The organism is Pantoea sp. JZ29, from assembly GCF_035190385.1.
Taxonomy (GTDB): domain Bacteria; phylum Pseudomonadota; class Gammaproteobacteria; order Enterobacterales; family Enterobacteriaceae; genus Pantoea; species Pantoea stewartii.
The window spans coordinates 2,527,722-2,554,419 of sequence record NZ_CP045241.1; the positions used below are offsets into that span (position 1 = coordinate 2,527,722).

The 26,698-nt window shown below is 55.4% G+C and carries 23 protein-coding genes and 2 pseudogenes; 9 read left to right on the top strand and 16 right to left on the bottom strand.

Features of this window, described 5'->3' with window-relative positions:
- Nucleotide 1: 1 nt before the first annotated feature.
- Nucleotides 2–538 carry a YniB family protein gene (locus tag GC090_RS11755; protein ID WP_039340653.1) on the bottom strand — a complete coding sequence of 179 codons (537 nt, stop codon included), beginning with the start codon at nucleotides 536–538 and terminating at the stop codon, nucleotides 2–4.
- A gap of 153 nt (nucleotides 539–691) precedes the next feature.
- Here GC090_RS11755 and hxpB point away from each other — a divergent pair, with 153 nt between their 5' ends.
- The 4 genes from hxpB (at nucleotide 692) to GC090_RS11775 (ending at nucleotide 4,225) form a co-directional block, all read left to right on the top strand.
- Entirely contained in the window at nucleotides 692–1,360 is a 669-nt protein-coding gene (hxpB, locus tag GC090_RS11760) for a hexitol phosphatase HxpB (RefSeq protein ID WP_039340657.1), read from the top strand.
- A gap of 130 nt (nucleotides 1,361–1,490) precedes the next feature.
- Nucleotides 1,491–2,081 carry a metal-dependent hydrolase gene (locus tag GC090_RS11765; protein ID WP_033741117.1) on the top strand — a complete coding sequence of 197 codons (591 nt, stop codon included), beginning with the start codon at nucleotides 1,491–1,493 and terminating at the stop codon, nucleotides 2,079–2,081.
- 149 nt (nucleotides 2,082–2,230) lie between these two features.
- Nucleotides 2,231–3,622 (top strand): L-cystine transporter, encoded by a 1,392-nt coding sequence (locus tag GC090_RS11770; protein ID WP_006118946.1) that lies wholly within the window; start codon nucleotides 2,231–2,233, stop codon nucleotides 3,620–3,622.
- Nucleotides 3,623–3,814: 192 nt separating this feature from the next.
- On the top strand, nucleotides 3,815–4,225 hold the full coding sequence (locus GC090_RS11775; protein ID WP_277281936.1) for a DUF6515 family protein: 411 nt from the start codon (nucleotides 3,815–3,817) through the stop codon (nucleotides 4,223–4,225).
- Between the two features lie 53 nt (nucleotides 4,226–4,278).
- On the opposite strand, the gene osmE is transcribed toward GC090_RS11775, so the two are convergent.
- The gene (gene osmE / locus GC090_RS11780; protein ID WP_006118944.1) at nucleotides 4,279–4,614 is read right to left on the bottom strand and encodes an osmotically-inducible lipoprotein OsmE; all 336 of its coding nucleotides are present in this window, start codon (nucleotides 4,612–4,614) and stop codon (nucleotides 4,279–4,281) included.
- Between the two features lie 244 nt (nucleotides 4,615–4,858).
- Between osmE and GC090_RS11785 the strand changes: the two genes are divergently transcribed.
- From GC090_RS11785 to cho, 4 genes and pseudogenes are all read left to right on the top strand, one after another.
- The gene (locus tag GC090_RS11785; RefSeq protein WP_324019854.1) at nucleotides 4,859–6,049 is read left to right on the top strand and encodes a multidrug effflux MFS transporter; all 1,191 of its coding nucleotides are present in this window, start codon (nucleotides 4,859–4,861) and stop codon (nucleotides 6,047–6,049) included.
- A gap of 128 nt (nucleotides 6,050–6,177) precedes the next feature.
- On the top strand, nucleotides 6,178–7,002 hold the full coding sequence (gene nadE, locus GC090_RS11790; RefSeq protein WP_033741113.1) for an NAD(+) synthase: 825 nt from the start codon (nucleotides 6,178–6,180) through the stop codon (nucleotides 7,000–7,002).
- Between the two features lie 51 nt (nucleotides 7,003–7,053).
- Nucleotides 7,054–7,935: pseudogene (gene yddG, locus GC090_RS11795) on the top strand (aromatic amino acid DMT transporter YddG).
- A 67-nt stretch (nucleotides 7,936–8,002) separates the two neighbouring features.
- Complete coding sequence (gene cho / locus GC090_RS11800) at nucleotides 8,003–8,866, top strand: excinuclease Cho (RefSeq protein ID WP_006118941.1); 864 nt, start codon at nucleotides 8,003–8,005, stop codon at nucleotides 8,864–8,866.
- A gap of 199 nt (nucleotides 8,867–9,065) precedes the next feature.
- Here cho and spy read toward each other — a convergent pair whose 3' ends face one another.
- The 6 genes from spy to GC090_RS11830 form a co-directional block, all read right to left on the bottom strand.
- Complete coding sequence (gene spy, locus GC090_RS11805) at nucleotides 9,066–9,554, bottom strand: ATP-independent periplasmic protein-refolding chaperone Spy (protein ID WP_006118940.1); 489 nt, start codon at nucleotides 9,552–9,554, stop codon at nucleotides 9,066–9,068.
- Nucleotides 9,555–9,844: 290 nt separating this feature from the next.
- Complete coding sequence (gene astE, locus GC090_RS11810; protein ID WP_054633910.1) at nucleotides 9,845–10,840, bottom strand: succinylglutamate desuccinylase; 996 nt, start codon at nucleotides 10,838–10,840, stop codon at nucleotides 9,845–9,847.
- A 49-nt stretch (nucleotides 10,841–10,889) separates the two neighbouring features.
- Complete coding sequence (gene astB / locus GC090_RS11815; protein WP_324019859.1) at nucleotides 10,890–12,215, bottom strand: N-succinylarginine dihydrolase; 1,326 nt, start codon at nucleotides 12,213–12,215, stop codon at nucleotides 10,890–10,892.
- Nucleotides 12,212–13,681, bottom strand: coding sequence for a succinylglutamate-semialdehyde dehydrogenase (gene astD, locus GC090_RS11820; protein ID WP_324019860.1), 1,470 nt, complete (start codon nucleotides 13,679–13,681; stop codon nucleotides 12,212–12,214). Before astD ends, astB begins: the two co-directional genes overlap by 4 nt.
- Nucleotides 13,678–14,709, bottom strand: coding sequence for an arginine N-succinyltransferase (gene astA / locus GC090_RS11825; RefSeq protein WP_033741105.1), 1,032 nt, complete (start codon nucleotides 14,707–14,709; stop codon nucleotides 13,678–13,680). Before astA ends, astD begins: the two co-directional genes overlap by 4 nt.
- Nucleotides 14,706–15,926, bottom strand: a complete 1,221-nt coding sequence (locus GC090_RS11830) for an aspartate aminotransferase family protein (RefSeq protein ID WP_324019862.1) — start codon at nucleotides 15,924–15,926, stop codon at nucleotides 14,706–14,708. The genes astA and GC090_RS11830 overlap by 4 nt, the downstream gene beginning before the upstream one ends.
- An 877-nt stretch (nucleotides 15,927–16,803) precedes the next feature.
- Here GC090_RS11830 and GC090_RS11835 point away from each other — a divergent pair.
- On the top strand, nucleotides 16,804–17,895 hold the full coding sequence (locus GC090_RS11835) for a porin (RefSeq protein ID WP_033741100.1): 1,092 nt from the start codon (nucleotides 16,804–16,806) through the stop codon (nucleotides 17,893–17,895).
- A gap of 68 nt (nucleotides 17,896–17,963) precedes the next feature.
- Here the strand turns inward: GC090_RS11835 and GC090_RS11840 are convergent, their stop codons facing one another.
- From GC090_RS11840 to GC090_RS11875, 8 genes and pseudogenes are all read right to left on the bottom strand, one after another.
- Nucleotides 17,964–18,869, bottom strand: a complete 906-nt coding sequence (locus GC090_RS11840) for a bestrophin family protein (protein ID WP_033741099.1) — start codon at nucleotides 18,867–18,869, stop codon at nucleotides 17,964–17,966.
- Between the two features lie 96 nt (nucleotides 18,870–18,965).
- Nucleotides 18,966–20,438 (bottom strand): YchO/YchP family invasin, encoded by a 1,473-nt coding sequence (locus GC090_RS11845; protein ID WP_324021587.1) that lies wholly within the window; start codon nucleotides 20,436–20,438, stop codon nucleotides 18,966–18,968.
- A gap of 164 nt (nucleotides 20,439–20,602) precedes the next feature.
- Nucleotides 20,603–21,396: pseudogene (locus GC090_RS11850) on the bottom strand (SDR family oxidoreductase).
- Between the two features lie 12 nt (nucleotides 21,397–21,408).
- Nucleotides 21,409–22,476, bottom strand: coding sequence for an ABC transporter permease (locus GC090_RS11855; protein WP_006118931.1), 1,068 nt, complete (start codon nucleotides 22,474–22,476; stop codon nucleotides 21,409–21,411).
- Between the two features lie 16 nt (nucleotides 22,477–22,492).
- Nucleotides 22,493–24,019 (bottom strand): sugar ABC transporter ATP-binding protein, encoded by a 1,527-nt coding sequence (locus GC090_RS11860; protein ID WP_058701713.1) that lies wholly within the window; start codon nucleotides 24,017–24,019, stop codon nucleotides 22,493–22,495.
- Between the two features lie 10 nt (nucleotides 24,020–24,029).
- Nucleotides 24,030–24,641: a DUF2291 family protein gene (locus GC090_RS11865; RefSeq protein ID WP_324019866.1), complete on the bottom strand. Its 612-nt coding sequence runs from the start codon at nucleotides 24,639–24,641 to the stop codon at nucleotides 24,030–24,032.
- 44 nt (nucleotides 24,642–24,685) lie between these two features.
- Nucleotides 24,686–25,621, bottom strand: a complete 936-nt coding sequence (locus GC090_RS11870; RefSeq protein WP_033741095.1) for a D-ribose ABC transporter substrate-binding protein — start codon at nucleotides 25,619–25,621, stop codon at nucleotides 24,686–24,688.
- 55 nt (nucleotides 25,622–25,676) lie between these two features.
- Complete coding sequence (locus GC090_RS11875) at nucleotides 25,677–26,474, bottom strand: GolD/DthD family dehydrogenase (RefSeq protein ID WP_006118926.1); 798 nt, start codon at nucleotides 26,472–26,474, stop codon at nucleotides 25,677–25,679.
- Nucleotides 26,475–26,698: the final 224 nt, after the last annotated feature.

Consider the following 26,698-nt stretch of genomic DNA (forward strand, 5'->3'; position numbering starts at 1 on the left):
TTTAGAGAAAACCAAGCAGAGAAAGCAGAAAGTAACCGGCGATGGCAATCACCAGCGGCAGGATGTAGAGCGGGAAAATCTGCAGAAAAATGGTGTGGCGCGGGACCCGTACCTTTTCTTCCAGCTGCTGCCGGGTCCGGCCATCGCTGCCTTTTGCCTGCTCAAGAATCATCTGATCTTCAATCCCTTCCCGCACATGGCGCACCTGACGTCCCATGCGCGCACCGGACGCTTCCAGCGCCAGCCCGACAAAAATCAAAATATAGATAAGCCAGAAGCCCAGATTCATCTGTCCATTGAACTCGGGCACCGGTGAGTTTTGCCAGAACACATTCAGAAACGGCGTATTAAAGCGAATCATATCCACCATGACATGAATGAAATCCAGCATCACGGCATCAATACCGGGTTTCTTTTCACTGTGCTTAAACAAAAAGCTCAGCAGTGAAATGATGGTAGACAGCAACGCGAGTAAAAAAATCACCCAGCCAGCGACACGCTTAAGGATGGCAATGCGGCCAGCCTGTTGATAGGTCATGATATCTCCTGAACCCAAAATCCCATTTGCTTCAGTCTACCTGCCCTTGCAGAATTTTCCCAAAAAAAAGAGCGGCCTGCGCCCGTTTCGCCTCATCTGCGCACCAACCCTGTGTTCATGCTAAGGTAGCCTGAACTTTTTAAGGAGCGACACATGTCTTACCACCGCCCTGTTTTTGCAGCTTTATTTGATATGGATGGATTGTTGATTGATTCTGAACCTCTCTGGGATCAGGCTGAAATGGACATCTTCTCAACCCTGAATATCGATTTGACCCGACGCCACGAATTACCCGATACGCTCGGATTACGTATCGATCAGACGGTGCGCATGTGGTACGAAACGTTGCCCTGGTCGGGACCGAGTCAGGAAGCGGTCACACAGCGTATCATCGCCCGTGCAATGGAACTGATTGCGATAAACCGCCCGCTTCTGCCCGGCGTTGAGTCCGCCCTCTCATTGTGCAAACAGCACGGCCTGAAGACCGGCCTGGTTTCCGCATCGCCCCGCTTCATGCTGGAACAGGTACTGGCGATGTTTAACCTGAATCACTATTTTGATGTGCTGTCTTCCGCCGAACATCTGCCCTACAGCAAGCCGCATCCGCAGGTCTACCTCAACGCCGCCGAGGCGCTGGGCATTGATCCGCTTCACTGCGTCGCGCTGGAAGATTCGGTGAACGGCATGGTAGCAAGCAAAGCCGCACGAATGCGATCAATTGTGATTCCGGCAGCCAGCCATCAGGATGATGCCCGCTGGGCGCTTGCCGACGTGAAGCTGAGCAGCCTGACGCAGTTAACGCGGGAGCATTTGCAGGCTTAACGGCAAAGGCGCTGTAACCTGTTGCATCCCCTTAAAAATTAACGCTTCGTTACAGCGTCACAGGTTCTCATTTACTGGATAAATCCCTATACTGGATGCATTGACAGTTTCTTTTGCAGCCAGGTTTATCATGACGGCCGAAGGCCATATCTTTTTTGCTGTTGCCAGCGCCATTTTTGCGAAACGGGCCGAGCTCACCCCGGTGATGGCTCAGGCGGACTGGTGGCATTTAATTCCCGCCAGCCTGCTGACCTGCCTGCTGCCTGACATCGATCATCCTAAGTCATTGCTGGGCCAGCGCCTGCGCTGGTTGTCGCATCCCATTGCCCGGGCATTTGGTCATCGCGGGTTCACCCACAGCCTGCTTGCCGTCGCGGCTGGCCTGTGGCTGTTTCAGATTAACGTGCCGAAAAGCTGGCCGGTGCCCGCCGATGTTCTGCAGGGCATGACGCTGGGTTACCTGAGCCACATTGTGGCCGATATGCTCACTCCGGCCGGCGTTCCTCTGCTCTGGCCCTGTCGCTGGCGTTTTCGTCTGCCCATTCTGAACAGCCAAAAAGGCAATCAACTGGAGCGCGCTCTGTGCCTGTGCCTGATGGCTTACGCGCTGTGGTTCCCGCCAGGGATGCCTGCGTTTGGCGAAAATGGCTGGCCCACTCAGGTATTTGATACCTTGCAAAACGGCGTCAGCCGCCTCCTGTCCGGGCATTCCGGCTCCTGAGCCACTGGCCGCTCAGGCAACGTTATAAGCTATTCCATTTGGATATAAGATCGCACTAAATTCACCTGATACCATTTCCGGACACCTGTATGAACAATAACTACTTTTGCTTTCCTTACCAGGGGAATGCTGCATGATTCGGAGTTTCTATGGATATCCCTTTAACGCTTAATATCATTGCCTTTGTGGTGCTGCTGCTTCTGCTGTCACGCCTGAGCCGCGCCAACTGGAGTCTGTCAAAAAAAGTGCTGGTCGGGTTAGTGTTTGGCGTCGCGTTTGGCCTGGCGCTGCAGTTTATTTACGGCAGTAACAGCGATACGGTCAAAGCGTCAATTGGCTGGTTTAACGTGGTCGGTAACGGCTATGTCCAGCTGTTGCAGATGATCGTGATGCCGCTGGTCTTTGTCTCAATTCTGAGCGCGGTGGCGCGCCTGCATAACGCCTCTTCGCTGGGCAAAATCAGTTTCCTGACCATTGGGGTGCTGCTGTTTACGACCGCGATTGCGGCGCTGGTCGGGGTTTTCGTGACCGGGCTGTTCCATCTTAATGCAACCGGCCTGGTACAGGGTGCCCAGGAAACGGCGCGTCTGAGCGCCATCCAGAATAACTATGTAGGCAAAGTGGCCGATCTGACGGCGCCGCAGCTTATCCTGTCCTTTATCCCGAAAAACCCCTTTGCCGATTTAACCGGTGCCAGCCCCACCTCGATTATCAGTGTCGTCATCTTCGCAGCCTTTTTGGGCGTGGCGGCCCTGCACCTGCTTAAAGATGACGAAGTGAAAGGGCAGCGTGTCCTGACGGCGATCGATACGCTGCAGTCATGGGTGATGAAGCTGGTGCGCCTGATCATGAAACTGACGCCTTACGGCGTGCTGGCGCTGATGACTAAAGTGGTTGCCGGATCGAACCTGCAGGACATCATTAAGCTGGGTAGCTTCGTGGTCGCATCCTATCTGGGCCTGGGCATTATGTTTGTGGTACACGGTCTGCTGCTGTCCGTAAATGGCATCAACCCTATGCGCTTTTTCCGCAAAGTCTGGCCCGTGCTGACCTTTGCCTTCACCAGCCGCTCCAGTGCCGCCAGCATTCCGCTGAACGTGGAAGCGCAAACCCGTCGTCTGGGCGTGCCGGAATCCATTGCCAGTTTCTCGGCGTCGTTTGGCGCTACGATCGGGCAGAACGGTTGTGCCGGTCTTTATCCGACCATGCTGGCCGTGATGGTAGCGCCGACAGTGGGCATTAACCCGTTTGATCCGCTGTGGATTGCCACTCTGGTGGGCATTGTGACGTTGAGCTCAGCGGGCGTTGCCGGTGTCGGCGGTGGCGCGACTTTCGCGGCGTTAATCGTGCTGCCCGCGATGGGCCTGCCCGTCACGCTGGTCGCACTGCTGATTTCGATCGAGCCGTTGATCGATATGGGCAGAACCGCGTTGAACGTGAATGGTGCAATGACCGCAGGTTCCCTGACCAGTCGCTGGCTGGGCCTGACAGACCGACGCGTTCTTGAGCAAGACGAACACCGTGAATTAGAGCACAGCTAATCACAGCTGACCTGGCACCCGGTGCCAGGTCTTCTCCCTTTTCCCTGCCTGTTTCTCCTTATTCCCCTCTCTCTTTACATTCACGTTAAGGAAACGTTAAGCGTGGTAAAGGGGCAATAATACGTGCGCTTTCTGCTTGTTTTTGGACGCTAAAAGGAGAATTCTGCAGCGAGTCACAGCAGGAGAATGCACATGAAAACGGTTATCGCTTCATTCCTCGCGTTAGCGATGATTACGCCCAGCGCAGTGTTTGCGCGCCCCGGCGACTGGGGGCCCGGCCCTCACTGGTACCGGCCCGGCCCGGGCTGGCATGGTCCTGCGCCGCGCTGGCATGGTCCTGACCATTTCCACGTTCTGCCAGTGGCGGCAACGGCGGTTCTGATTGGGGGATTAACCTACTATTTGCTGAATGGCAGTTATTATCAGCGACACGGTGATGAGTACGTGGTTGTTGAGCCGCCTGCTCCGACCTATGTCAGCAGCGTCGGCGGTATGCGGGTGCTGGATTTTAATGGCCGACGGTTCTACGTGCAGGACGGGCATTACTATCAGCGGGAGATTAACGGCAGCTACGTTGAAGTGCCGCGTCCGGCTGGACTGTAGAGATAAAAAAACGGCTCGCCATAAGCGAGCCGTTTTCTCAGGTCAGCGAAAATTTACTGCTTAACCTGCGGATCGGTATCGTATTCAGCACAGCTCTGGAAGCCGTAGTTCATCACGCGACCCATATCGTTATAGCTCACGAAGTAAGTTTGTGCTTTACCGTCACGCTCGCCAATCACATAGGTCTGACAGGTACCGCGCGCATGCACCATGGTGATTTCAGTTGAAGCAGGGCCAGCAATCTGACGGACCTGCTGGCGGGTCATGCCTTTTTTGACGTCCTTAACCACTGGCTTAGTCACGTAGCTTTCCGCACGATCGTAAGTCGTACAACCAGAGAGCGCAGCCAGCGTCAGCGCTGCAGCGATACATCCCATCACTTTATTCATCTTGTTGTTCCTCATTTTTTGTCCATGTGGTGAAAAGCCTGGAACATAAAACGGTTTTTATCAAGTTAATGACAGACTTAAACTCAATCTGTCTCGCGGGATTTGTTAAAATGCGCCAGAACAGACCAGGCATGCTGGCTCACTGCACCATTGCGTGTTGGCCAGTGCCGTTTTTACAGGCACAAAAGACGCGCTGAATGCACTTTTGTGACAACGTCACTTAAACATTATCATCAGAGGCCAAATGACGCTTTCCTCACCCAACCGGCTGGTTTACGCCATCACCCTGGGATTACTGGCTGCGCTGGGACCGTTGTGCATCGATCTGTATCTGCCCGCCCTGCCGCAGTTAGCCAGTGACCTGGCTACGCCAACGTCTACGGCACAGCTCAGCCTTACCGCTGGCCTGCTGGGACTGGGCGCCGGTCAGCTTCTGTTTGGTCCCATGAGCGACAAATTTGGTCGTCTGCGCCCTCTGACCCTGTCACTGACGTTGTTGTTTATCGCGTCGCTGGGCTGCGCCCTTGCCCAGACTATCGATCAACTGTTACTGGCTCGTCTGTTTCAGGGATTAGCGGGAGCGGGCGGTGCGGTGCTGTCACGGGCAGTAGCGCGCGATATGTACAATGGCCATGAACTGACGCGCTTTTTTGCGCTGCTGATGCTGGTTAACGGCCTTGCCCCTATTGGCGCCCCCGTACTGGGCGGAGCCCTGATGACCGTGCTGGACTGGCGCGGTATTTTTGTTGTGCTGAGCGGCATCGCCATTTTGCTCATCCTGCTGGCGCGCGGGAAACTGCATGAAAGTCTGCCCGTTGATCGGCGGAGTCAGGGCTCGGTTTTTGCTGCTTATGCTGCGCTGGGGCAGGTCATCACCCACCGTGCCTTTATGGGTTTCTGCCTGACACAAGGGTTTATGATGTCGGGCATGTTCGCCTATATCGGCGCATCGCCGTTCGTGCTGCAGGAAATCTACGGTCTGTCACCCCAGGCGTTCAGCGTTTGCTTTGCCGCCAACGGTATCGGTTTAGTGATTGCCTCACAGACCAGCGCCCGCCTCTGCCCGCTGTGGGGTGAATATCGCGTCCTGAAAGGCGGCCTGATGCTGGCATTCGTGGCCTCCAGCGCGCTGCTGGCCGCCGGGTTAACGCACGCCCCGCTCCCGCTGCTGCTGGTTGCGCTGTTCTTTTCGATTGCCAGCAATGGTGTCATTGCCACCACCGCCGCCTCACTGGCGATGCAAAGTCAGGGGCAACGCGCCGGTAGCGCATCGGCTGTCATTGGCGTGACGATGTTCACTCTGGGCGCACTCGCCGTGCCGGTAACCGGGATGGGCGGCACATCAGTAATCAGTATGACGTTGACGATATTTGGTTGCTTCATGCTGGCTATACTGACCTTTATCGTTTTGGCAAAAAAACCTCCGCTGAGGTAAAACTTGTCGGATTCAGACCAGCAAAAAGAAAACATCACCCGCTTTGGCTTGTTGTTTTCGGGGATGCGCGTTAGCTTTAAGACAGGCTTTGTATTGTGCCGGCTGGCTAAAGACTTAAGGAGATGTTGATGTCACTGCAGCAGGAAATCATTACCGCACTGGGTGTGAAACCCACTATCGATCCGCAGCAGGAAATTCGTACCAGCGTGGATTTCCTCAAAGCGTATTTAACGCGCCACAGCGGCCTGAAGGCGTTAATACTCGGTATCAGCGGCGGACAAGATTCTACCCTGACGGGCAAGCTGGCCCAGATGGCGATCACGGAGCTTCGCCAGGAAACAGGCGATAACGACTACACCTTTATCGCGGTGCGTCTGCCTTACGGCGTGCAGGCTGATGAGCAGGACTGCCAGGATGCGCTGGCCTTCATCCAGCCAGACCGCTCGCTGGTGGTCAATATTAAAGAAGCGGTGCTGGCCAGTGAGCGCGCGCTGAAAGACGCCGGCATTGTGCTGTCGGATTTCGTCCGCGGCAATGAGAAAGCCCGTGAGCGTATGAAAGCGCAGTACAGCATTGCCGGTATGACCAAAGGCGTGGTGGTGGGCACCGACCATGGCGCAGAAGCCGTCACGGGCTTCTTTACCAAGTACGGCGATGGTGGCAGCGATATTAACCCTATCTTCCGCCTCAATAAGCGCCAGGGCAAACTGCTGCTGAAAACGCTGGGTTGCCCGGAACATCTGTATCTGAAAAAACCGACCGCCGATTTAGAAGACGATCGCCCCGGTCTGCAGGATGAAGTCGCACTGGGCGTCACCTACGACATGATCGATGACTACCTTGAAGGGAAAACGATCGATCCGGACAGCGCGAAAATCATTGAAGGCTGGTATCTGAAAACCGAGCACAAACGTCGACCGCCTATCACTGTTTTCGACGATTTCTGGAAATAACGCCGCCGACCCTTGCCGCCCGGCAAGGGTTGCCTTAACTGCTGAAACCCCATGTCCGTAACGTTACCTCGCGCCACCCTGACCGGGCTGAGCGCAATTTTACTCTGGAGTACGACCCTGGGTCTGCTGCGTAGCGTCAGTGAGGCTTTTGGCCCCACCGGCGGTGCCGCCCTGATCTATTCCATCATCGCCCTGCTGTTGTGCCTGACAAGAGGCCTGCCCGATCCGCGTGTCCTGCCCCGTCGCTATCTGCTGGTGGGCGGCGGGTTGTTTGTGGGATATGAAATCTGTCTGGCGCTGGCGATTGGACTTGCCCACGATCGGACACAGTCACTGGAACTGGGCATGATTAATTACCTCTGGCCATCCCTGACCATTGTGCTGGCCATTCCGTTTAATCAGCAGCGTTTCCGCCACTGGCTGTGGCCCGGCCTGCTGCTCTCTCTGTGCGGCATTGTCTGGGTCATGAAAGGCACACATGACAGCGTGGCCACGCAGATGGTTTAAATATGGCCCATAACCCGCTGGCTTATCTGCTGGCACTGGCGGCAGCCCTGGCCTGGGCGCTTTATAACAATGTGACACGCCGTTATGCATGCGGTAGCAACGGTGTTTCACTGTTTTTTATCGTCACCGCGCTGGCTTAAATTTGCGTTCGGCACACAGCAGGAAACGATGCACGTCAGCGCAGCCGCGCTGGCGCAAGTGCTGTTCGTGGGTGCCTCTACCGCCGTGGCCTACTCTGCCTGGAACGACGGCATTCAGCAGGGAAATTTGCCCCTGCTGGCGACCGCCTCCTGTTTTACGCCCGTGCTGTCCGCCTTGCTGGCCAGCTTATGGCTGGGCCTGACACCGCCCGCCAGCTTCTGGCAAGGTGTTGCCCTGATCACCGCAGGCTCGCTGATCGGCTGGCGGGCAACATACCGGTTATGAATCTGAGGCTGGCGATCATTTAACCTGCCTGTTATGCTGTATGAACAACCAGTATAGGGAGTTCGTTTTGGCAAGACGTGCAGCAACCCACCGCCTCGAATTTGATGCGGCAGCGATTTATGAATACCCGGAACATTTGCGTGAATGGCTGGAAGGCTTGCCCAACCTGCCCGGCGTGTATACCTTTCATGGCGAAAGCGACACGCTGCCGTTATACATTGGCAAAAGCGTTAACCTGCGTTCGCGCGTCATGTCTCATTTCCGAACACCTGATGAAGCCAAAATGTTACGCCAGTCGCGACGCGTTAGCTGGATCCCCACGGCGGGCGATCTCGGCGCGTTGCTACTGGAAGCGCAGATGATTAAAACTCAGCAGCCGCTCTTCAATAAACGCCTGCGCAAAAATCGACAGCTCTGCTCGCTGCAAATTACGCCCGAAGGGAAACCACAGGTCGTGTATGCGCGCGATGTCGATTTCAGTCAGTCGCCCAACCTGTTTGGTTTATACCGCAGTCGCTTCGCTGCCCTGGAACGGCTGAAACAGCTGGCCGATGAGTATCAGCTTTGCCACGGCTTATTAGGTCTGGAAGCACTGAGCCCCAGCCGGGGCTGTTTCCGCTCAGCGTTACGCCGCTGTGCGGGTGCCTGCTGCGGCAAAGAGTCCGTGAGCGATCATCAGGACCGACTGTTGGCGGCGCTGGAAAACGTCCGCGTCTTCTGCTGGCCCTGGCAGGGTGCGGTGGCGCTGGTGGAAGAAGGGAAACAGATGACGCAGATTCATGTCATTGACCACTGGTTCTATCTGGGCTCAGTTGACTCGCTTGAAGAAGCCAGACGGCTGAAACGGGGTAAAGGCGGGTTCGACCACGATGGTTATAAGATCCTGTGCCGTCCGGTGCTGTCCGGCCAGTATCCGGTCATTCCGCTCTGAACCGCCTGCTGACGGCGCAAAAGGCGGACAGATGGCGACCTGCAACGCAACACTGAGTTGACCGCATGACGCGACAGAACCGCCCTTTCCCTTAACCGCCTTCCCGCTGGCGCGCGTGCATAAAAAAACCGCCGGCACTGCCCACGCAACGTGGACAAGGCCGGCGGTCTCAGACCGGTTTTAGTGATTAACCCGAAGCTTATTCAGCAGGGGCCGGAGCCGCTTTGTCATGCATCGGGCGTTTTTCAGTCAGATGCTTTTCAAAATTCGCGTTGTACTGCTTTTTCTGCTCTGGCGTCAGTACGTTGTACAGTTTGTTCTGGGTTTCCATCATTGCCACCGCGTTCGCTTTGGCGTTGGCGGTCATTTTCTCCGCCTGGGCTTCGGCCTTCGCTTTGTCGAAGCTGTCAGAGGCGATAATCGCATGGTTAGCGCGACGCTCTTCGATTGACGGGCGCTGCATCTCGCCACGGCCCGCTTTCATAATTTCATGCATTTTTGTTTTTTGTTCTGGCGTCAGATTCAGTCCGCCAAACATCATGTCCATCCCACCCCGGTGCATCGGCTTGTGCATCGGTTTCTCACTGCCTGCTGGCGGTGGCGTCAGGTTATCCGCTTCGGCATGCACTACAGATGCCGCACCAAATGCCAGGGTAGAAGCCAGTAACAGAGAAGTCAGTTTACGCATAACAGTGTCCTTTTTTACTTGTTCACTTTCGTTACGACAGCGCGCTGTCGCGTCTTCGGAAACAAGCATACGACGTTGAACGTCAACTACTGCGAGTGAGCGTAAAAGCGTGAAAGCACAAAAGTCATATTTCAGCCGATCATGGAGGGAATAAGAAGAATGGCGTCAGGAATTGCAAAAGAGTATGAATAATCAGGAAATTTCGGATAAATCGTGGAGAATTGTAATGCCTTTAGCAGTAAAGCGGAAGGTCTCTTCCGCTCTTTTTTTAAACTGCGCGGTGAGACCGTTCAGAGAGGTAACGCCTGAGTCTGCTCGCTCTCTTCAATCAGCATTAAACCCGCCCGCAATCCCAGCGCGACATGGGGATTGGGAAAGAGCACGTATTCCCGCGCCTGCTGGACAAAGTAGCGCGTCTCGCCATCCTCAGCTAACAACGCCCCCTGCGGAAACGCGGTAAAATTTTTCGTGTCATCCGGCATATGCAGCTGAAACGCCTCACTTAAGCGCGTGATCTGCTGGCAGACCCGATAACGGCGCGGGCGACCGGCGGGCTCAGGCAATGTTTCACCATACAGCAGAGCAGCCAGGGCCTGAGACGCGGCGCTGAACTGCGACAGATCGTTTTCGCCAAACGGCCGCGCCTGCCCCAACTCCAGGGTGCAGCTGGCTGCGCCAAAATGTTCGCAGCTGAAATGGGTAAAGGTGCCCCCCGGCGAACGATGAAATACCAGCGCATCCAGACCGGCTGCGCCCAGCCAGTGCAAAAACGCGTCCGGCCAGGGACGCGGATTATGCGGCAGTACGCCAAAGCGGGGATGGTAAGAGCCGCGCAGTGCCGTATGCATATCCAGGTGCCAGCGAGTTTCGTCACATGCCCCCCGCTGCCAGAAGTTTTCCAGCGTTTGTTCCAGCCGCAGCACCCGCCGCGCTTCATCGCCATCATCAATCTGCTGCCAGCGGCCACCAAACAGTCGGTTAATGTCACTGGTCACATAACGCTTCCCCGCGCGCAGCGCCGAAGGATTACCTAACACCACCAGCATACGCTGCTGAAGTGGTTTTTCGCCCCGGAGTAAAGGCGTGATGAGCTGATTAAGGATTTCAACCGGGGCGGTTTCATTTCCGTGAATGCCCGCAGAGAGTACCAGCGCCTGGTTAACCGGTGCCTTTGGCTCCATAAGCAAAAGACCATGGTATAACCACTGCCAGCGAAGATGCGCCGTCTCACCGCTACGCAAACGTGGCGCTTCACCCGACAGCGTTTGCTGCAAAAAGTCCTGCATCGTTTCTCCTTAAAAGCGGAAGCGGGCAACCCTGACGGCACCACCTGCTTCACTGCTGAAATGTATACACATTTCCTAAGTCTAGCAGCCTGGTCAATTCATCAAGGGCAACCCGCCCTTCTTCCAGTAATTGCGGATCGCCTAAATCGCTTTGCGTCAGCCTGTCGCGATAGTGCTTATCGACCCACCGGTTCAGCGTGGCGAACACGTGATCGTTCATCAGCACCGCCGGGTTAACGGCCTGGCGCTCCTCGGGGGTTAATACCACGCGCAACCGCAGGCAGGCGGGGCCGCCACCGTTGTGCATACTTTCCCGCAGGTCAAACACCTGTAGGGACTGTAACGGACCGCCGCCTTCAACCTGTTCACGCAGGTATTCCCAGACGCCGGGATGCTGGCGCGACTCTTCCGGCAGCACCAGCATCATGCTGCCATCCGGGCGCGTCAGCAGCTGGCTGTTAAACAGGTAGGTACTGACGGCATCCTGCACGGAGACCCGGGCTGTTGGCACCTCCAGGGCGACAAAACCCGGCACACGGTCGCGCAGTTGCGCCAGTAAACCGGGCTGATCAACAAAAGCCTGCTGATGGCAAAACAGCAGCTGCTGATTGCTCACGGCAATGACATCGTTATGGAAAACGCCCTGATCGATGACCGCCGGATTTTGCTGCGCAAAAATGACTTTTTCAGGCGAGAGCTGATGCAGGCGGGCGACCGCTTCACTGGCTTCACGGGTTTGCCGGGCCGGATAGCGTCGGGGGGCCATATCAGACTGGCCGTCGCGACCATAGATAAACAGTTGTACACCCGCGTCACCATAGTCGCCGCCCAGACGGTTATGGTTGGCCGCCCCTTCATCACCAAACCTGGCCACCTGCGGTAGCGCATCATGCACAACAAAATGTCGCGGATCGCGAAACAGCGCTCGCAGCAGAGCGGCCGTTTGCGGGGCTTCAATGGAACGGTGAAATTTGTTGTTGAGATTCGCGACGGTGAAATGCACCCGACGGTCAGCGCTGTCGGCTGAGGGTGATACCGTTGCCGCATTGGCCACCCACATCGCCGAGGCCGAGCTGGCGGCTGACAGTAACGCGGGGGCCGTTTTATGGGCTTTTTCCAGAACCTGCGCATCGCTGCCGCTAAAACCCAACTGACGCAGCACGGCAATGCCGGGCCGCTCATGCGGCGGGATCACGCCCTGAACAAATCCCATGTCGGCCAGCGCTTTCATTTTCAGTAAGCCCTGCTTTGCCGCCAGCCGCGGATTCGACGGCTGGTGTTGATGGCGCGTCGAGGCTTCGTTACCGAATGACAACCCCGCGTAATGGTGCGTCAGTCCGACCAGCCCATCAAAGTTGGCTTCTGTGGCTTTCATGGACGACCTCCTTGCGGTGAAAAATCCAGGCCCGGTGACAGTGTTGCCGGAAGCGTAAGCTGCGGCGATTCCAGCGAGGCCATCGGCCAGGCACAATAGTCTGCGGCATACCAGGCGCTGGCGCGATGGTTACCCGAGGCGCCAATCCCGCCAAACGGTGCCGTACTGGCAGCGCCAGTCAGCGGCTTATTCCAGTTCACAATACCGGCACGCGCTTCCAGCAACAGCTGGTCAAACTGCTCGCGGGACGGTGAAATTAACCCGCACGACAGGCCGTAACGCGTCTGGTTAGCCAGTTGAATCGCCCGCGGATAATCGTCGTAACGCATCACCGCCAGCAGCGGGCCAAATACTTCTTCATCCGGCAAATTGTCTACCGCGGTCACGTCAATAATGCCGGGCGTTAACAGCGCCTGTTGCCGGTTGGGCCAGCGCATTGCCAGCAGTATCTTGCCGCCCGCCGCGACGCGCTGCTGCCATTCGGCATAAATTTTTTCGGCAGCGGCGCAGGAGATCACGCTGCCCATAAAAGGTTGCGGATCGGCGTTCCAGGCGCCGGGTTGCAACCGCCCGGCCACCTCAACCAACCGTGTCAGGAAGGCATCACCGGCCGCGCCCCGTTTGACCAGTAAGCGGCGCGCGCAGGTACAACGCTGGCCTGCCGTAATAAAGGCCGACTGAATGGCAATATGCACCGCCCCGTCGATATCCGCGGGGTCGTCCACGATCAGTGCATTGTTGCCGCCCATTTCCAGCGCCAGCATTTTTTCAGGCTGCCCGGCAAACTGGCGATGAAGCTGATAACCGGTATGTGCGCTACCGGTAAACAGCAGGCCGTCAATGCCCTGCTCAGCCGCCAGCGCCTGGCCGGTTTCACGTCCGCCCTGCAGCAGTCCCATGACGCCATCTGGCAGGCCCGCCTCCCGCCACAGCTGTACCGTTCTCTCAGCGGTGGCCGGCGTCAGCTCGCTGGGTTTGAACACCACACAGTTACCGGCGAGCAAGGCGGGCACAATGTGACCATTCGGTAAATGGCCCGGGAAATTATACGGGCCGAATACCGCCAGCACGCCATGAGGACGATGACGCAGGGCATTTTCGCCCTGTTGCTGCTCCCCGGTGCGAGCGTGATAGGCTTTAACGGAAATCGCAATTTTGTTGATCATCGCGGTCACTTCCGTCAGCGCTTCCCAGCGCGGTTTCCCCGTTTCCTGCGCAATGCAGTCGGCCAGGGCGGTTTTATGGTTCTCGAGCTGTACCGCGAAACGTTCAACGATGGCCTGACGGGCGGCAAAAGGCTGTCTTGCCCACGCCGGAAAGGCCGACCGGGCCGCCTGGCAGGCCGCTGTAACCTGCTCCGATGAAGCCGCGCACCCCTGCCACAGCGTGTCGCCGCTGACCGGGTCCTGTTTGGAAAAGTGATCTGACTCGCCAGCGAGCCACTGTCCGTTAATCAGGTGCGTCATGCCTTTTTCTCCTCACTACACAGCGTCACTACGCGCAGGCTGTCACCGGGCTGGCACTGCAACGCCTGTAACTGTTCGTCATTAAGCTGAATATGTTCAGCGCTCGGATCGACCGGTATGAGTGCGACACGAAACCGGTGATAATCGGTGTTGGCGACCAGACAAAGTGGCGCATCCTGCCGGGCCTCGCCTTTTCGTGCCGTCAGTAACCGGCTGTCCCGCACGGCGCGGATGTCATCAATGTCACATTCCAGCGTCGGCCCGCCATCAAAGATGTCAATATACTGGCGGTAGCGGAAACCCTCCGCCTCCAGTACCGCACGTGCGGGCGCGGTTTTAGGATGGACCTGACCAATGACGGCCTGCGCTTCCGGGGTTAAATAGTGCAGATAAAGCGGGTGCTTGGGCATGAGTTCCGCAATAAACGTTTTCTGCCCGGTACCGCTCAGAAAATCGGCTTTGCGAAATTCCATCGAGAAAAAGTGAATGCCCACGCTGTCCCAAAACGGGGAATGCCCCTGTTCATCGCTGACGCCGCGCATTTCGGCAACCACCCGCGCCATAAAGCAGTCGCGAAAGTTCGCCATAAACAGAAAACGGGACTTCGATAACAGATAACCGTTTTTACCGTCACGATAGTCGGGATCCAGAAACAGCGTGCAGAGTTCGCTACTGCCTGTATGGTCATTGCTTAATGACAGTGTCGGCAACGTGGCGTACACGTTCAGCTCTTTTGAGGCATGCACCTGTGTGCCGACCCGAAAGTTGTACCAGGGTTCCTGTAGACCTACAGCCACCTCAATGGCGCAGATCCCCACCGCGCGATTGTCCTGGCTGTCAGCCAGCACAAACACATAGCCCTGTTCAGCACGCGGCAGCGTGCCCTGCCAGGTATGCAGCGAGCGTTCGATTCGGGCCTGTAGCGTGGCGCTGTCAACCGGCAAGGAGGTCAGTCCGCCGCCTGTTTTTGCCGCCAGTGCCATCAGCTGACTCAGATCATCCCGCTCGACCGGACGAATCACCATCATGATGCCTGGCCCTTAAACAGCTGTTCACAGGCCTGGGCAAAGCGCGCCATACCAGTCTTTACTTCCTGTTCGCTGATATTCAGCGCCGGTGCGAAACGCACCACGTTAGCCCCGGCGATCAGCACCATAACGCCCTGTTCAGCAGCGGCGAGGTTGATCTGTTTGGCTTTCCCCGCAAAGTCGTCGTTCAGTACGGCCCCAATCAATAACCCTAACCCGCGCACCGTTTTAAACAGATGCAGACGTTGATTGAGGTCATTCAGCGCCGCCACAATCCAGTCATGGCGCATCTTCACGCCGTCCATCATTTCAGGCCGGTTAATCAGTTCCATGACTTTCCCTGCCACCGCGCCCGCCAGGGGATTACCGCCATAGGTTGTGCCATGCGTGCCCACGCCCATCACCTGCGCCAGGTCTTCACGCGTTAACATAGCACCAATGGGAAACCCACCGCCCAGCGCCTTGGCACTGGTCAGGACATCCGGCGTCACGCCATAGTGCATATAGGCGTACAGCGAGCCGGTCCGGCCAACGCCGCTCTGCACTTCATCGAAAATCAGCAAGGCCTGATGTTTATCACACAGTTCACGCAGGCCGCGCAGAAACGCGGGCTCTGCCGGAACAACACCGCCTTCGCCCTGAACAGGTTCGACAATGACGGCACAGGTCTGATCGGAAATCAGTGCGGCAGCAGACGCAAGATCGTTAAATTCCGCGTGCTGAATATCTGCCGGAAGTGGCGCAAAATCTTTTGAATAGGCAGGCTGCCCTCCCGCAGAAACGGTAAACAGCGTGCGGCCATGAAAGGCATTTTTAAATGCGACGATGCCGCTTTTATGGTTACCAAACCGGTCATGTGCCACTTTTCGGGCCAGCTTCAGCGCCGCTTCGTTTGCTTCTGCCCCGGAGTTGCAAAAGAACACACGGTCAGCAAAGGTGGCATCGATCAGGTGTTTCGCCAGACGTAAAACGGGTTCATTGGTATATCCATTGCCTGTATGCCACAGACGTGAAGCCTGCTCCTGAAGCGCCTGCTGAAGCGCGGGATGCGCATGGCCCAGCGCATTAACTGCGATACCGCCGGCGAAATCGATATAATCTTTTCCCTGCTGATCCCAGACGGTTGAGCCCTCTGCGCGGACCGGTACAAAACTGGCGGGTGCATAAACCGGCATCATCCAGTGATCAAAATCATGACGCGAAACCTGCAGTGGCATAGTCCTTCTCCTGTACCCCAGGGGTAATCTGTTTGTTTGTTAAATGTTAAGAATGTAAAGACTCGTCCTACGATAGATTGCAGATAGCGTGCCAGCCAAGGACTAAAATGCATAAAATGGAGCGCATAACCAATTATCAATAACTTACGATCAGCATCTATTCACTTAAAATGCATAAATAGTGAATAATAGTCTGAGAGAGACGGGATAGTAGCGTTTTTTAAAGCGGAATTATGCAACGGCGATATGAAATATTGCTTTTGTGATCGCTGATAAATTATTTGTTTAAAAGCGTGCAAAGTACGCCTCACAATGGGGCGCTTGCATGGTTGTTGTGCAAAACAAAAGAAAACTATTATGACCGGGATGAATTAACTCAAATAAAAGACAAAAGAATGAACTGGAATAAATCACTCCTGGTTTCATAATTTATAATTATTCATCTGTTTTTTTATTTTATTTCCAGGGTGACTATCAGGAATTTAATAACCTGTACCAAGCCAGAATTACAATTACTACGCAGACTAATGATATGAAACCTGTCCTTTTTAGATTATTTTTTAGTCATAAAAGGTTGATTATTTCACCACGGTCGCTAGCGCTTTCGTTTTTTTACTGGTCTGAACAGGGCACGTTAATGATATAAATCAAATGACTGTTATATATGAGATTTTCTTCTTTTTATTGCCAGATAATTCATAAGAAAAAACAATAACACCGGCCACAAGCCAGTCAGCAAAGGCGTTTTTATCGTTTAGTTCCCTGAAATACACATTTAGTTACACTTATTGCGCTAGGCTGAATTAACAATTTGTGTCATTTTCTTTTCACCCCACCAGAGGGGCAAATAATAAGACAACCACAGGGTAAATAATAAATGATGAAGCGCACTTTAGTGGCGGCATTAATGCCGTTACTGATCGGCCTGCCGACTGCTCAGGCCGCACAAATTTATAATAAAGACGGAAATAAGCTGGATTTACAAGGCAAGGTTAACGTTTCGCATTATTTTTCAGATGATCCGTCAAATAATGGCGATCTCACTTCCTATGCCCGCATCGGTTTTAAAGGCGAAACCGCCATCACCGATCAACTCACTGGCTATGGTTTCTGGCAGTACCAGTTCAGCGTCAAAAACTCTGAAGGTGCAGATGCCAACACCGGTAACAAAACCCGCCTGGGTTATGCCGGGCTGAAATATGGCGAACTGGGTTCACTGGACTACGGCCGTAACTACGGTCTGGTTTATGACGCATTAAGCTACACCGATATGTTGCCGGTATGGGGTGGAGACTCTGCCTATAACGACGCCTTCCTGACTGCTCGCTCAGGTGGTGTACTGACCTGGCGCAATAAAGACTTCTTTGGTCTGGTGAAGGGCTGGAACATTGCGGCACAGTACGAAGGTAAGAACGATCGTACCTCGACCAACAATGCCGGTCTGCAGGTGAGCCGTGCGAATGGCGATGGCTTTGCTTTATCTACCTCATATGACTTTGATTTTGGTTTGAGTTTTGCTGGCGCTTACTCAAGCCTGCAACGTACTCAGGCACAAAACGCAGCGACTTTTGGTCGCGGTGACAAAGGACAGGTATGGGCAACATCTGTTAAGTATGATGCTAACCAGATTTACCTGGCAGCAATGTACGGTGAAACGCTTAACGCCACACCGATGCCTTCCAGTGCGACCGGTTTCGCTAACAAAGCACAGAACATGGAATTTGTTGCGCAATACCAGTTCCTGAATGGCTTACGCCCTTCATTAAGCTACGTCACCTCAAAAGGCAAAGACATTGAAGGCATCGGTGATGCCGATCTGTATAAATACTCTTCTGTGGGTGCAACTTACTACTTCAATAAAAACATGTCGGTGTACGGCGAATACCGTATTAACCTGCTGAAGAAAAATAATCCGCTGGGTCTGGCAACAGATGACATTACAGCGGTAGGTCTGGTCTACCAGTTCTAAGCGTTACCCCCTCATTGTTAAACGGCCCGGCCTGTGTCTGACGGGCCGTTTCTCTTTACCCCTTCCTCTCAGCTCAGGCGATAGTGACAGTCCGGCTGCATCGGTTGGGGCAGATCCTTCTCTCCCGACATTTCCCGCAAATTGATTTCTATGTTGATGCAGATAGCATCCATCGGCAGATGGTTATTCTTATAGCCAAACGGCATTTCCAGCTCTTCCGCCAGCGTATCGAGTGACAAAAAGGTGTAGGAAATAAACATCGACACCAGCGGCGTCATCGCATGCAGGTCCGGCGCCAGCGCAAACGGCAGCAACGCACAAAACAGATAAACGGTACGCCGTAGCAGCAAGCCATAGGCAAACGGCACCGGCATGCTGGCCAGCCGTTCACATCCTCCCAGCACTGCCGCAATCTGGTTGAGGTTGTTGTCAATCGTGCTCCAGACAATATCGCTGATTACCCCTATTTGTCGCTGCTTTGCCAGCCACTGCGACAATTGCAGATGCAGCATATTTGCCGCCGAGTGCTGGCCCAGCAGCACCTCGGCCTCGCTGCCCAGCAGGCGCGTCAGGTCGTCACGTGCATCCGTATGACGGAGTTGATGTTTCAGACTGGCACAGAATGCCAGCAGCATGGCCTGCACCCGCTCCGCATCTGCCGGACAGAAGGCAATAACCTGACGCAAAATATTACGGCAGGCAATCAGCAACGCCCCCAGTAACAGGCGGGCCTCGCTGAATCGCGCATAGCAAACGCTGTTACGGAAACCCAGAAAGATAGCGATGGAGACGCCCAACAGGCTGAACGGCGCCAGCGTGAGCTTAATGCCCAGGGTTTCATACCAGTCCAGCAACGCCAGGGCGAGCAGCGACATTAACAGGTTAAGAAACAGGCGGAACAGGATATCGGGCAGAACAGAGCCATGCCAGGCAAACAGGCGGATAAACCAATGGTTAGGTGGTCGAAGAATCATGGTGTGCAGATGAATGGATATTTTTGCCGATTCTGCGAGTGTGCGTGTGCTTTTACCAGTGAAAAAGTGTGACAAAAATCACACTTTATTGTGACGTTAGTCGCTGAAGCTCAGCGGATCGGTAACCGGCGAGCGCGCGTCCCCCTGTTCCGCGGGCGGCTCATCCAGCGACAACGGCGGCTGGACCCTGAGGGTGATCCAGTTGGACGTGACGCGCTGTTGTTTACTGTCTTCGACCGTAACCGACAGATGGTAAGTATTGCTGGCTCCTGGCGTGCTGTCCCACGGCGGCACAATCACGCTCCAGCCGTCCGTTGCACTGTTGTTCGGAGGAGCAGTCAGACTCAGCGCCGCCGTGTCGCCCTGCCAGCTCAGCCCCTTAATCGCATGACTGGCGCGTACCTGCAGCTTAAGTGGAACGCTCTCGCCCGGATTAAGCTGCCATGGCGGCGTCGCCAGAAACACGGAGAGGGTTTTGCGCTGCCGGTAAGCCATTACCGGCGTTTGGCTGCGCGTGACGGTATCGTAGCGACTGCCACGCAACGAACGCATCTCGGCGACGTTACTGGCATCCAGCTGGCGGCTTAAAGCCACGCCAAAACGATAATTCAGTTTCAGCCCAACCTGATCCTGGGTCTCGCCGGCACTGCTGGTTTTGTGGCTGGCCGTGAAGGTCACCAGCGGCACGGGCGTGTAAGACAGCCCGAGCGAGAGTGCCGCCGGATTGTGGTAGCGATTACCGCTGTTAAACAGATCAACCTTTTCACCCAGATACTGCTGATAACTGAATGACACGCCCAGCTGACGGTAAAAAGGAAGATAGCTTTGAGTGGTGATGTCGTAACCTTCGGCCATGCGGTATTGCTGGCTGCTGTCACGATTGCGCCATCCTGAAAGCGGATGATAGTAATTAGCGGAGAGCCGCAGGTTGTTGCTCCAGGCTTCCGTTCCCACCGATGCGCGCTGGAGGCCGCTGCGAAAACTGCGATCGATAAAACTGTTGTAGCCTAACAGCCAGTTGCCCAGATCCCAGCGCTGGCCCAGTCCCGCATTACCGACCACCCCTTCCACCGTATCGTGCAGACCAAGCTGACTAAACGTCAGATAGCGGTTTTCATCGGCCAGCGGACTAAACAGATTACCGCCGGTCCCGTCAAAATTGCCGTCCATGTCAACTTTCACGTCGAATTCTGCATTACCGTAGGGAGAGAGCAGCGACTGCCCTTCCGTTTCCACCCGCGTCGCAACTTCGTCACGCAGATGATTAAACGCCCACTGCCCGGCCTGCTGACCAAAGGTCACATCGCTGCTGCTTTCACTGGCTTCTGCAATGCTTTTCGCCGCCTTCGCCAGTTTTTCACTCCACTGATGATCCTCCTCGACATGCCCCAGCGACGGAAGATCGTCAAGCGACTGCCGGAAACGAGCGGGATCGCCAAACAGGGTAGCAGGAATCTGACTGTCGGCTTGCAGCGCACGAACAGGGGCGGCGGCGATGGCCGTCATGACAGTCAACGCGAGGAGAACAGGTCTGTAAATCACATCATCAGGTCCGGGCATAAACATTATCAGGTGGTTTCTCAACGAGAATGACAAAACCAGCGCAGACTATTTTAGCATAATGTGACACAGATTAATGATTTGAAGCGATATTTGTGCTCAGCGAAGCGGCAAACCCCGCATGAAACGGGGTTAAGATAACCCTTCACCGACGTAACGCGCCGGGGAAAAGATCAGGAGAAAATCAATCCGCCGTCCACATTGATCGTTTGCCCGGTAATATAGCGCGCATCATCCGAGGCCAAAAACGCCACCAGCCCGGCCACATCCTGCGGCTGTCCGGCGCGCTTCAACGGAATTGTGTCGACCCACTCCGCCATCAGTTTGCCTTTGCCATAGGTTTTCTTATCGCTGCTGAGAATGGCCCCCAGGCCCGATCGTTGTAATCCCACATTTCACTTTCAATAATGCCCGGGCAAAACGCATTCACGGTAATGTTCCAGCGCGCCAGTTCCAGTGCCAGACTTTGTGTAATACCGATTACCCCCATTTTACTGGCGGCGTAATGCGGCGTGTAGATAAAGCCTTTGCGTCCCTGGCCGGAGGACGTATTGATCAGGCTGCCGCCGTTTTGCTGCACCATGTATTTGGCCGCCTCACGACAGCACAGCCAGACACCGGTGGTATTGACGGCGAGCACGCGCTCGAAATCGCTTTTCGGCAGCGCATCAAACGCATCAATGGTGATAATCCCTGCGTTTTGAATCGACACGTCAATGCCGCCAAAACGTTCTGCGGCCTGCCGATACAGGCGTTGTACCTGCGCTTCATCCGTGACATCCGCCTGCAGGGCCAGGATAGCGGCCCCGGTGGCGCGAAGACTGTCGGCCGTGGCAAATACCCGATCAGCGTTGGAGACCATCACAAGGTTTGCGCCGTCCTGGGCAAAGCGGGCGGCGATGCCGGCACCAATCCCGCGGCAGGCACCGGTGATCACCACGGTTTTTCCACTAAAATTGCGGTTCATGCTGCTCCCCTGTTATCCATGACTGATATCAGCCCGTGGCGTGACCGGCTGCTTTTTTTCATGACGACGCAGCAGTATCACTTTGCTCTGCAGGCGCTGCTGGAACTGGTCAATCACCACGGCGGTCACTATCACCACGCCCTTGATCACCATTTGCCAGAAATCACTGACGCCCATCATGACCATGCCGTCGGCCAGAAAGACGATAACAAAGGCCCCGATGATTGAGCCGGAGAGACGACCGCGTCCCCCCGCCAGCGCGGTACCGCCCAGCACCGTGGCACCGATAGCATCCATTTCAAACATATTGCCGGTCATCGGATGCGCAGTCTGTAACTGGGAGGCAACGATCAGGCCGACCAGTGCGGCACACAGGCCCGAAAAGGCATAGACGAATACTTTCACTTTGATAATCGGCACACCGGCCAGCCTTGCGGCCGGTTCATTGCCGCCCGTCGCATAGATGTAGCGACCAAGCGGCGTTTTACGGGTGAGATAAAGGCCAAGCAGCAGGAAGCCGATCATCAGCCAGATCGGAATGTACACGCCCAGGAAGGTGCCCGATCCTAACCACGCGAAGCCGGTGTTGCCTAACGCAGGCAGGCCCACCAGGTTGGCATAGGTCGCGCCATCGTTAAACAGCAGCGCCGCGCCACGGGCGACATACATCACGCCCAGGGTACAGATGAAGGGGGCGACGCCCAACCGGGTAATCATCGCCCCGTTAAGCATGCCCACCAGCACACCAAACAGCGCTACCACCAGAATCACCTCCGGCACGTTCAGAAAGAGCCGGTTCCCGTCCCATAACGGGATGCCTGCGGTCAGCAACGCCCCCGCGACCATACCGCAGATACCGGCAACCGCGCCCACCGAGAGATCAATGCCGCCGGTCAGGATCACCAGCGTCATGCCAATCGCCAGCAGGCCGGTAATCGCCACATGCTGCGTCATGATCAGTACGTTAGAGGGCGTCAGAAAATTCGGCACCATGACGCTAAAGAAACCGACGACGATCAGTAAGGCAATAAAGGTACGCGCCTTGAGCATATACATATAAAGCAGATATTTTTGGTTCATGGAGTTCTCCGGCACCTCAGGCTTGCGGGGTTGACGCGCTAATCAGTTTTTCGCGCGTGGCATCCGCGCGGGGAAGATCGGCAGTAATACGGCCGTCGGCCATCACCAGAATGCGATCGGCCAGCGCCATGACCTCATCCAGTTCAGACGACGAAAACATGACCGCCAGCCCCTGTTGCGCCAGCTGACCAATCAGGTGGTACACATCGGTTTTGGCGCCCACATCAATGCCGCGCGTGGGTTCATCGAGCAGGACGACCTGAGGACCGGTCATCAGCGCTTTGCCCAGCACCACTTTCTGTTGGTTGCCGCCGCTCAGCGAGGTGATGGGCAGTTCGCTGTCGCTGACTTTAATGGCCAGTTGCCGAATCATCTCATTCACCCGCTGCTGCTCCCGTTCAGGGTTTACGAGGCCCAGCGCGCGTCGAAACCCGCGCAGGCTGAGATCGGACAACGTCATGTTGGCGGTGATCGACATCAACCCCACGATGCCTTCGCCCTTGCGATCCTCCGGCACCAGCGCAATACCACGCCTGAGCCGCTGCTGAAAATTACAGGTATCCAGTCGCTGCTCACCCAGACAGATATGCCCGTCCTGACAGGGCTGTAGCCCGATCAGACCTTTAAACAGCTCCGTTCGCCCGGCACCCAGCAGACCATAAATCCCAATCACCTCGCCTTTGCGCAGGCTAAAACTGACTGCATTCAGGCGGTAACCGCCGTTCTGATGCAGCGCCGTCAGCCCGTCGACTTTCAGTACCGTTTCGCCCTGTACGGCAGGCTGATAGTCGAAATGTTTTGTCTTGTCGCCCACCATTTGCGCAATGATCCAGGGCACGCTGGCCTCGCGCACCTCCCGTTCCGCAATAAAGCGCCCGTCCCGGAAAATGGTGATGTGGTCGCCAATTTCCATCAGTTCTTCCAGCCGATGGGAGATATAAATGATGGTGACGCCACGTCGCTTGAGTTGCTCAATCACGTTGAACAGCACTTTGACTTCCGACTGACTCAGGGCGCTGGTGGGTTCGTCCATGATCAGCACGCGCGTGTCCTTTGACAGCGCCCGGGCAATCTCTACCAGTTGTTGATGACCAATGCCTAACTCATCCAGCGGCGCACAGGGATCGACGTCCAGCTCCAGCCGCTCCAGCAGCGCCTGGGCCAGCTGATACTGGTACTTTTCATTGATGACGCCGCGCTGAAAGAATTCGTTGGCGATAAAGATGTTGTCCATCACATTCATATTGGGGAACAGGTTCAGTTCCTGAAAAATAATGCTGATGCCCAACTTCTCAGCCTGATGAGTGGAACTGAGCGTAACCGGCTTGCCATCCAGCCAGATTTCACCTGATGAGGGCGTTTCAACCCCCGCCAGCATCTTCATCATGGTGGATTTGCCTGCGCCGTTCTCCCCGATCAGCACATTTACTTTGTTGCGATAGACCCGATAATTGACCTGATCCAGCGCGGTCACACCGGGATACACGCGTGACAGGCCACGCGTTTCAATAATGACGTCGTCTTGCGGTTGCGCTTCAGGCATGATCACCTCCTCACTGACGCGTAATCTGGGCTGGCGTGATAGCAGGAAGGGCGCGCGGAATATCCCAGCTACTGAACACCCCTACCACCTGGACGTGATCACCGGTTTTGATATGGCTGTCCTTCATCATGTTGACGGCCTGCTGATTAATGGCTTTGCCAAAATCACTGAACAGATCCTGATTGTTGAAGTCCTGATAGCTGGTGCCTTTATACGCATCCCGCAGCGCCGTACCACGAATGATCGGGCCCGTCTGAATAGTGACAGTGTCACCTGATGCATCTTTGACTTTCATTTTGCCGTTGCGCGAGGTGGTCTCCAGCGCCGTGACATCGCCGCTGACACTGACGCTAAAGACACAGGGGTTTTCGCTTTGTGAGCGATAGCCGAGCGCCTTACAGGCGCTGTCCAGATCCTTCTCTGCCTGCAGCCGCTGCATCAACTCGCCCAACGGTCTGGCCTGAGCGACGATCTGCGGAACCAGCTTCTGCTGCCAGAGGGCGTGGATGTTGGCCATGTGCGGATTGGGGGGATTCTTGAGATCGGCCAGTTCCTGCTGCGAGACAATACGGCAGCCACTCAGCGCGGCGGTCACCAGTATCAGACAGAGTCGGTTGTACATACATTCTCCCTGGCGCCCGTAAAGACGGGCGCAATACGCGTGAATTACGACTTGTAGTTAAAATCTTGTACGTTTTTGGCATTGTCTGGCGTGATCAGAATGCCGCGAAACATCACACGTTGTTTCTCCGGCTTGACGCCCTTCTGGATGTAGTTATCCAGGTCAGTCATGCCCTGCGCGGCAATCGCCTGGGCCTGCAGCATGACGGTGGCTTTTAAGGTCCCGGCTTTCACCGCATCACGCTCGTCATTGCTGCCGTCAATCCCGACCACGACCACATCGTTGCGGCCTGCCGCTTTTAGTGCGGCAATCGCGCCCAGCGCAACCGGACCATTACCGCAAATCACCCCTTTTACGTCCGGGTGGGCCTGTAAAATGCTGTCCATGATGCGTTTGCCGTCGATAAGCGTGCCTTTGGCATCCTGACGGGCGATGCTTTGCATATCGGGATACTGTTCCAGCACCTGGTGGAAGGATTTTGAACGGGTGACGCAGTTGTTGTCTGCGAGGTTACAGGTCAGCTCGGCATACTTGCCTTTCTCACCCATTTTCTCGACAAACACGTTGGCCACATCCGAACCGGCCTGAAAATTGTTATGGGTGATTTGTTCCAGCGCCACATCGTCTACCGGGATTTCGCGATTGATTAACACCACCGGTATCCCGGCGTCTTTCGCTTTCTTAATGGCCGCGACGCTGGCTGTCGAGTCCGCGTTATCCAGAATGATGCCCTGCACTTTTTTGCCGATGGCCGCATCGATCAGCTCATTTTGTTTTTTGACATCCTCACCATGAGACAGCACCGAGGTTTTGTAGCCCAGTTCCTGCGCTTTCAGATTGGCCCCCTTCGCTTCTGAGGCATAATAGGGATTATCCAGGGAGTTAACCAAAATCATGATGGTGCCCTTTTCCACGGCAAGCGCCGCGTGGGAAAACAGGCAGGCGGCAATCGAAGTACAGAGCAACGTCGTTTTTTTCATGGTGATGTCTCGCTATTATCGTTGTGGCAGGGAAAAGATGACGGGGCCGGTCGCCTTACCAGATGGTGAATCCACCGTCGATCATCAGGTCAGCACCGGTGATCATGTCGCTGCCATTGCTGGCAAAGAACAGGACGGCGGCGGCAATTTCGTCGGTATAGGCAAAGCGGCCTAAGGGGATGAGTTTTTTCATTTCTGTGCCCTTCTCACCGCGCCAGGCTTTTTCGCCCATGGGCGTCAGTACCACCGTCGGTGATAAGGTATTGACGTTAATGCGGTGCGGGGCGAACTCTTTCGCCATCACCTTTGTCATACCCAGCAGGCCAGCTTTCGCCGAGGTATAGGCCACATGGTTGTCGATAGCGATGGAGGCCGCCTGAGAGGCGATATTAATAATCTTGCCGCCGTTGCCAGCCCGGACCATGCGTTTCGCCACTGCCTGCGAGCACAGAAAAGGCCCGGTCAGATTGACGGCGATCTGCTTTTGCCATTCCGCAAATTCGGTGTCCAGCACCGGCTGGAGCATCACATAGCCCGCGCAGTTCACCAGAATGTCGATATGTCCGTAGTGGTTTTCCACCTCCCCGAACGCCCGTTCAACGTCGGCAGGTTCCGTCACATCACAGCACACCAGCTGCACCGGCTGACCCGCGAACGTCTCACGCAGGTGTTCCGCCTTTTCGGCTTCAAAAGGCGGATAAAGCAGCGCCAGGCGAGCCCCTTTCTTCAACAGCATCTCGTTACTGGCCATGGCAATGCCGCCCAGGCCGCCCGTCACCACGGCTACTTTGCCGCTGAGATCCATGTTGTTGTCTACGCCATAACGCAGGTTAACGTCATATTCACTGCTCATCCGACTGTCCTCTCAGGTTTTAATTCCCCACAATCATTTTCGAACAAAAATATATGCTATCGAATTGATGGTTAATGTGGCTAAGATCAAATTTCGCGAAAATGCCCTTCAGGCAGCGACAGCCCGTTAAAATCCCGTGATCCAGATTACAGATCCCGTGAAACAGGCGGTGCAAACGGTGACAGGCTGAGAGACAGGAGGCGACAATAAGTCATATTCATTTT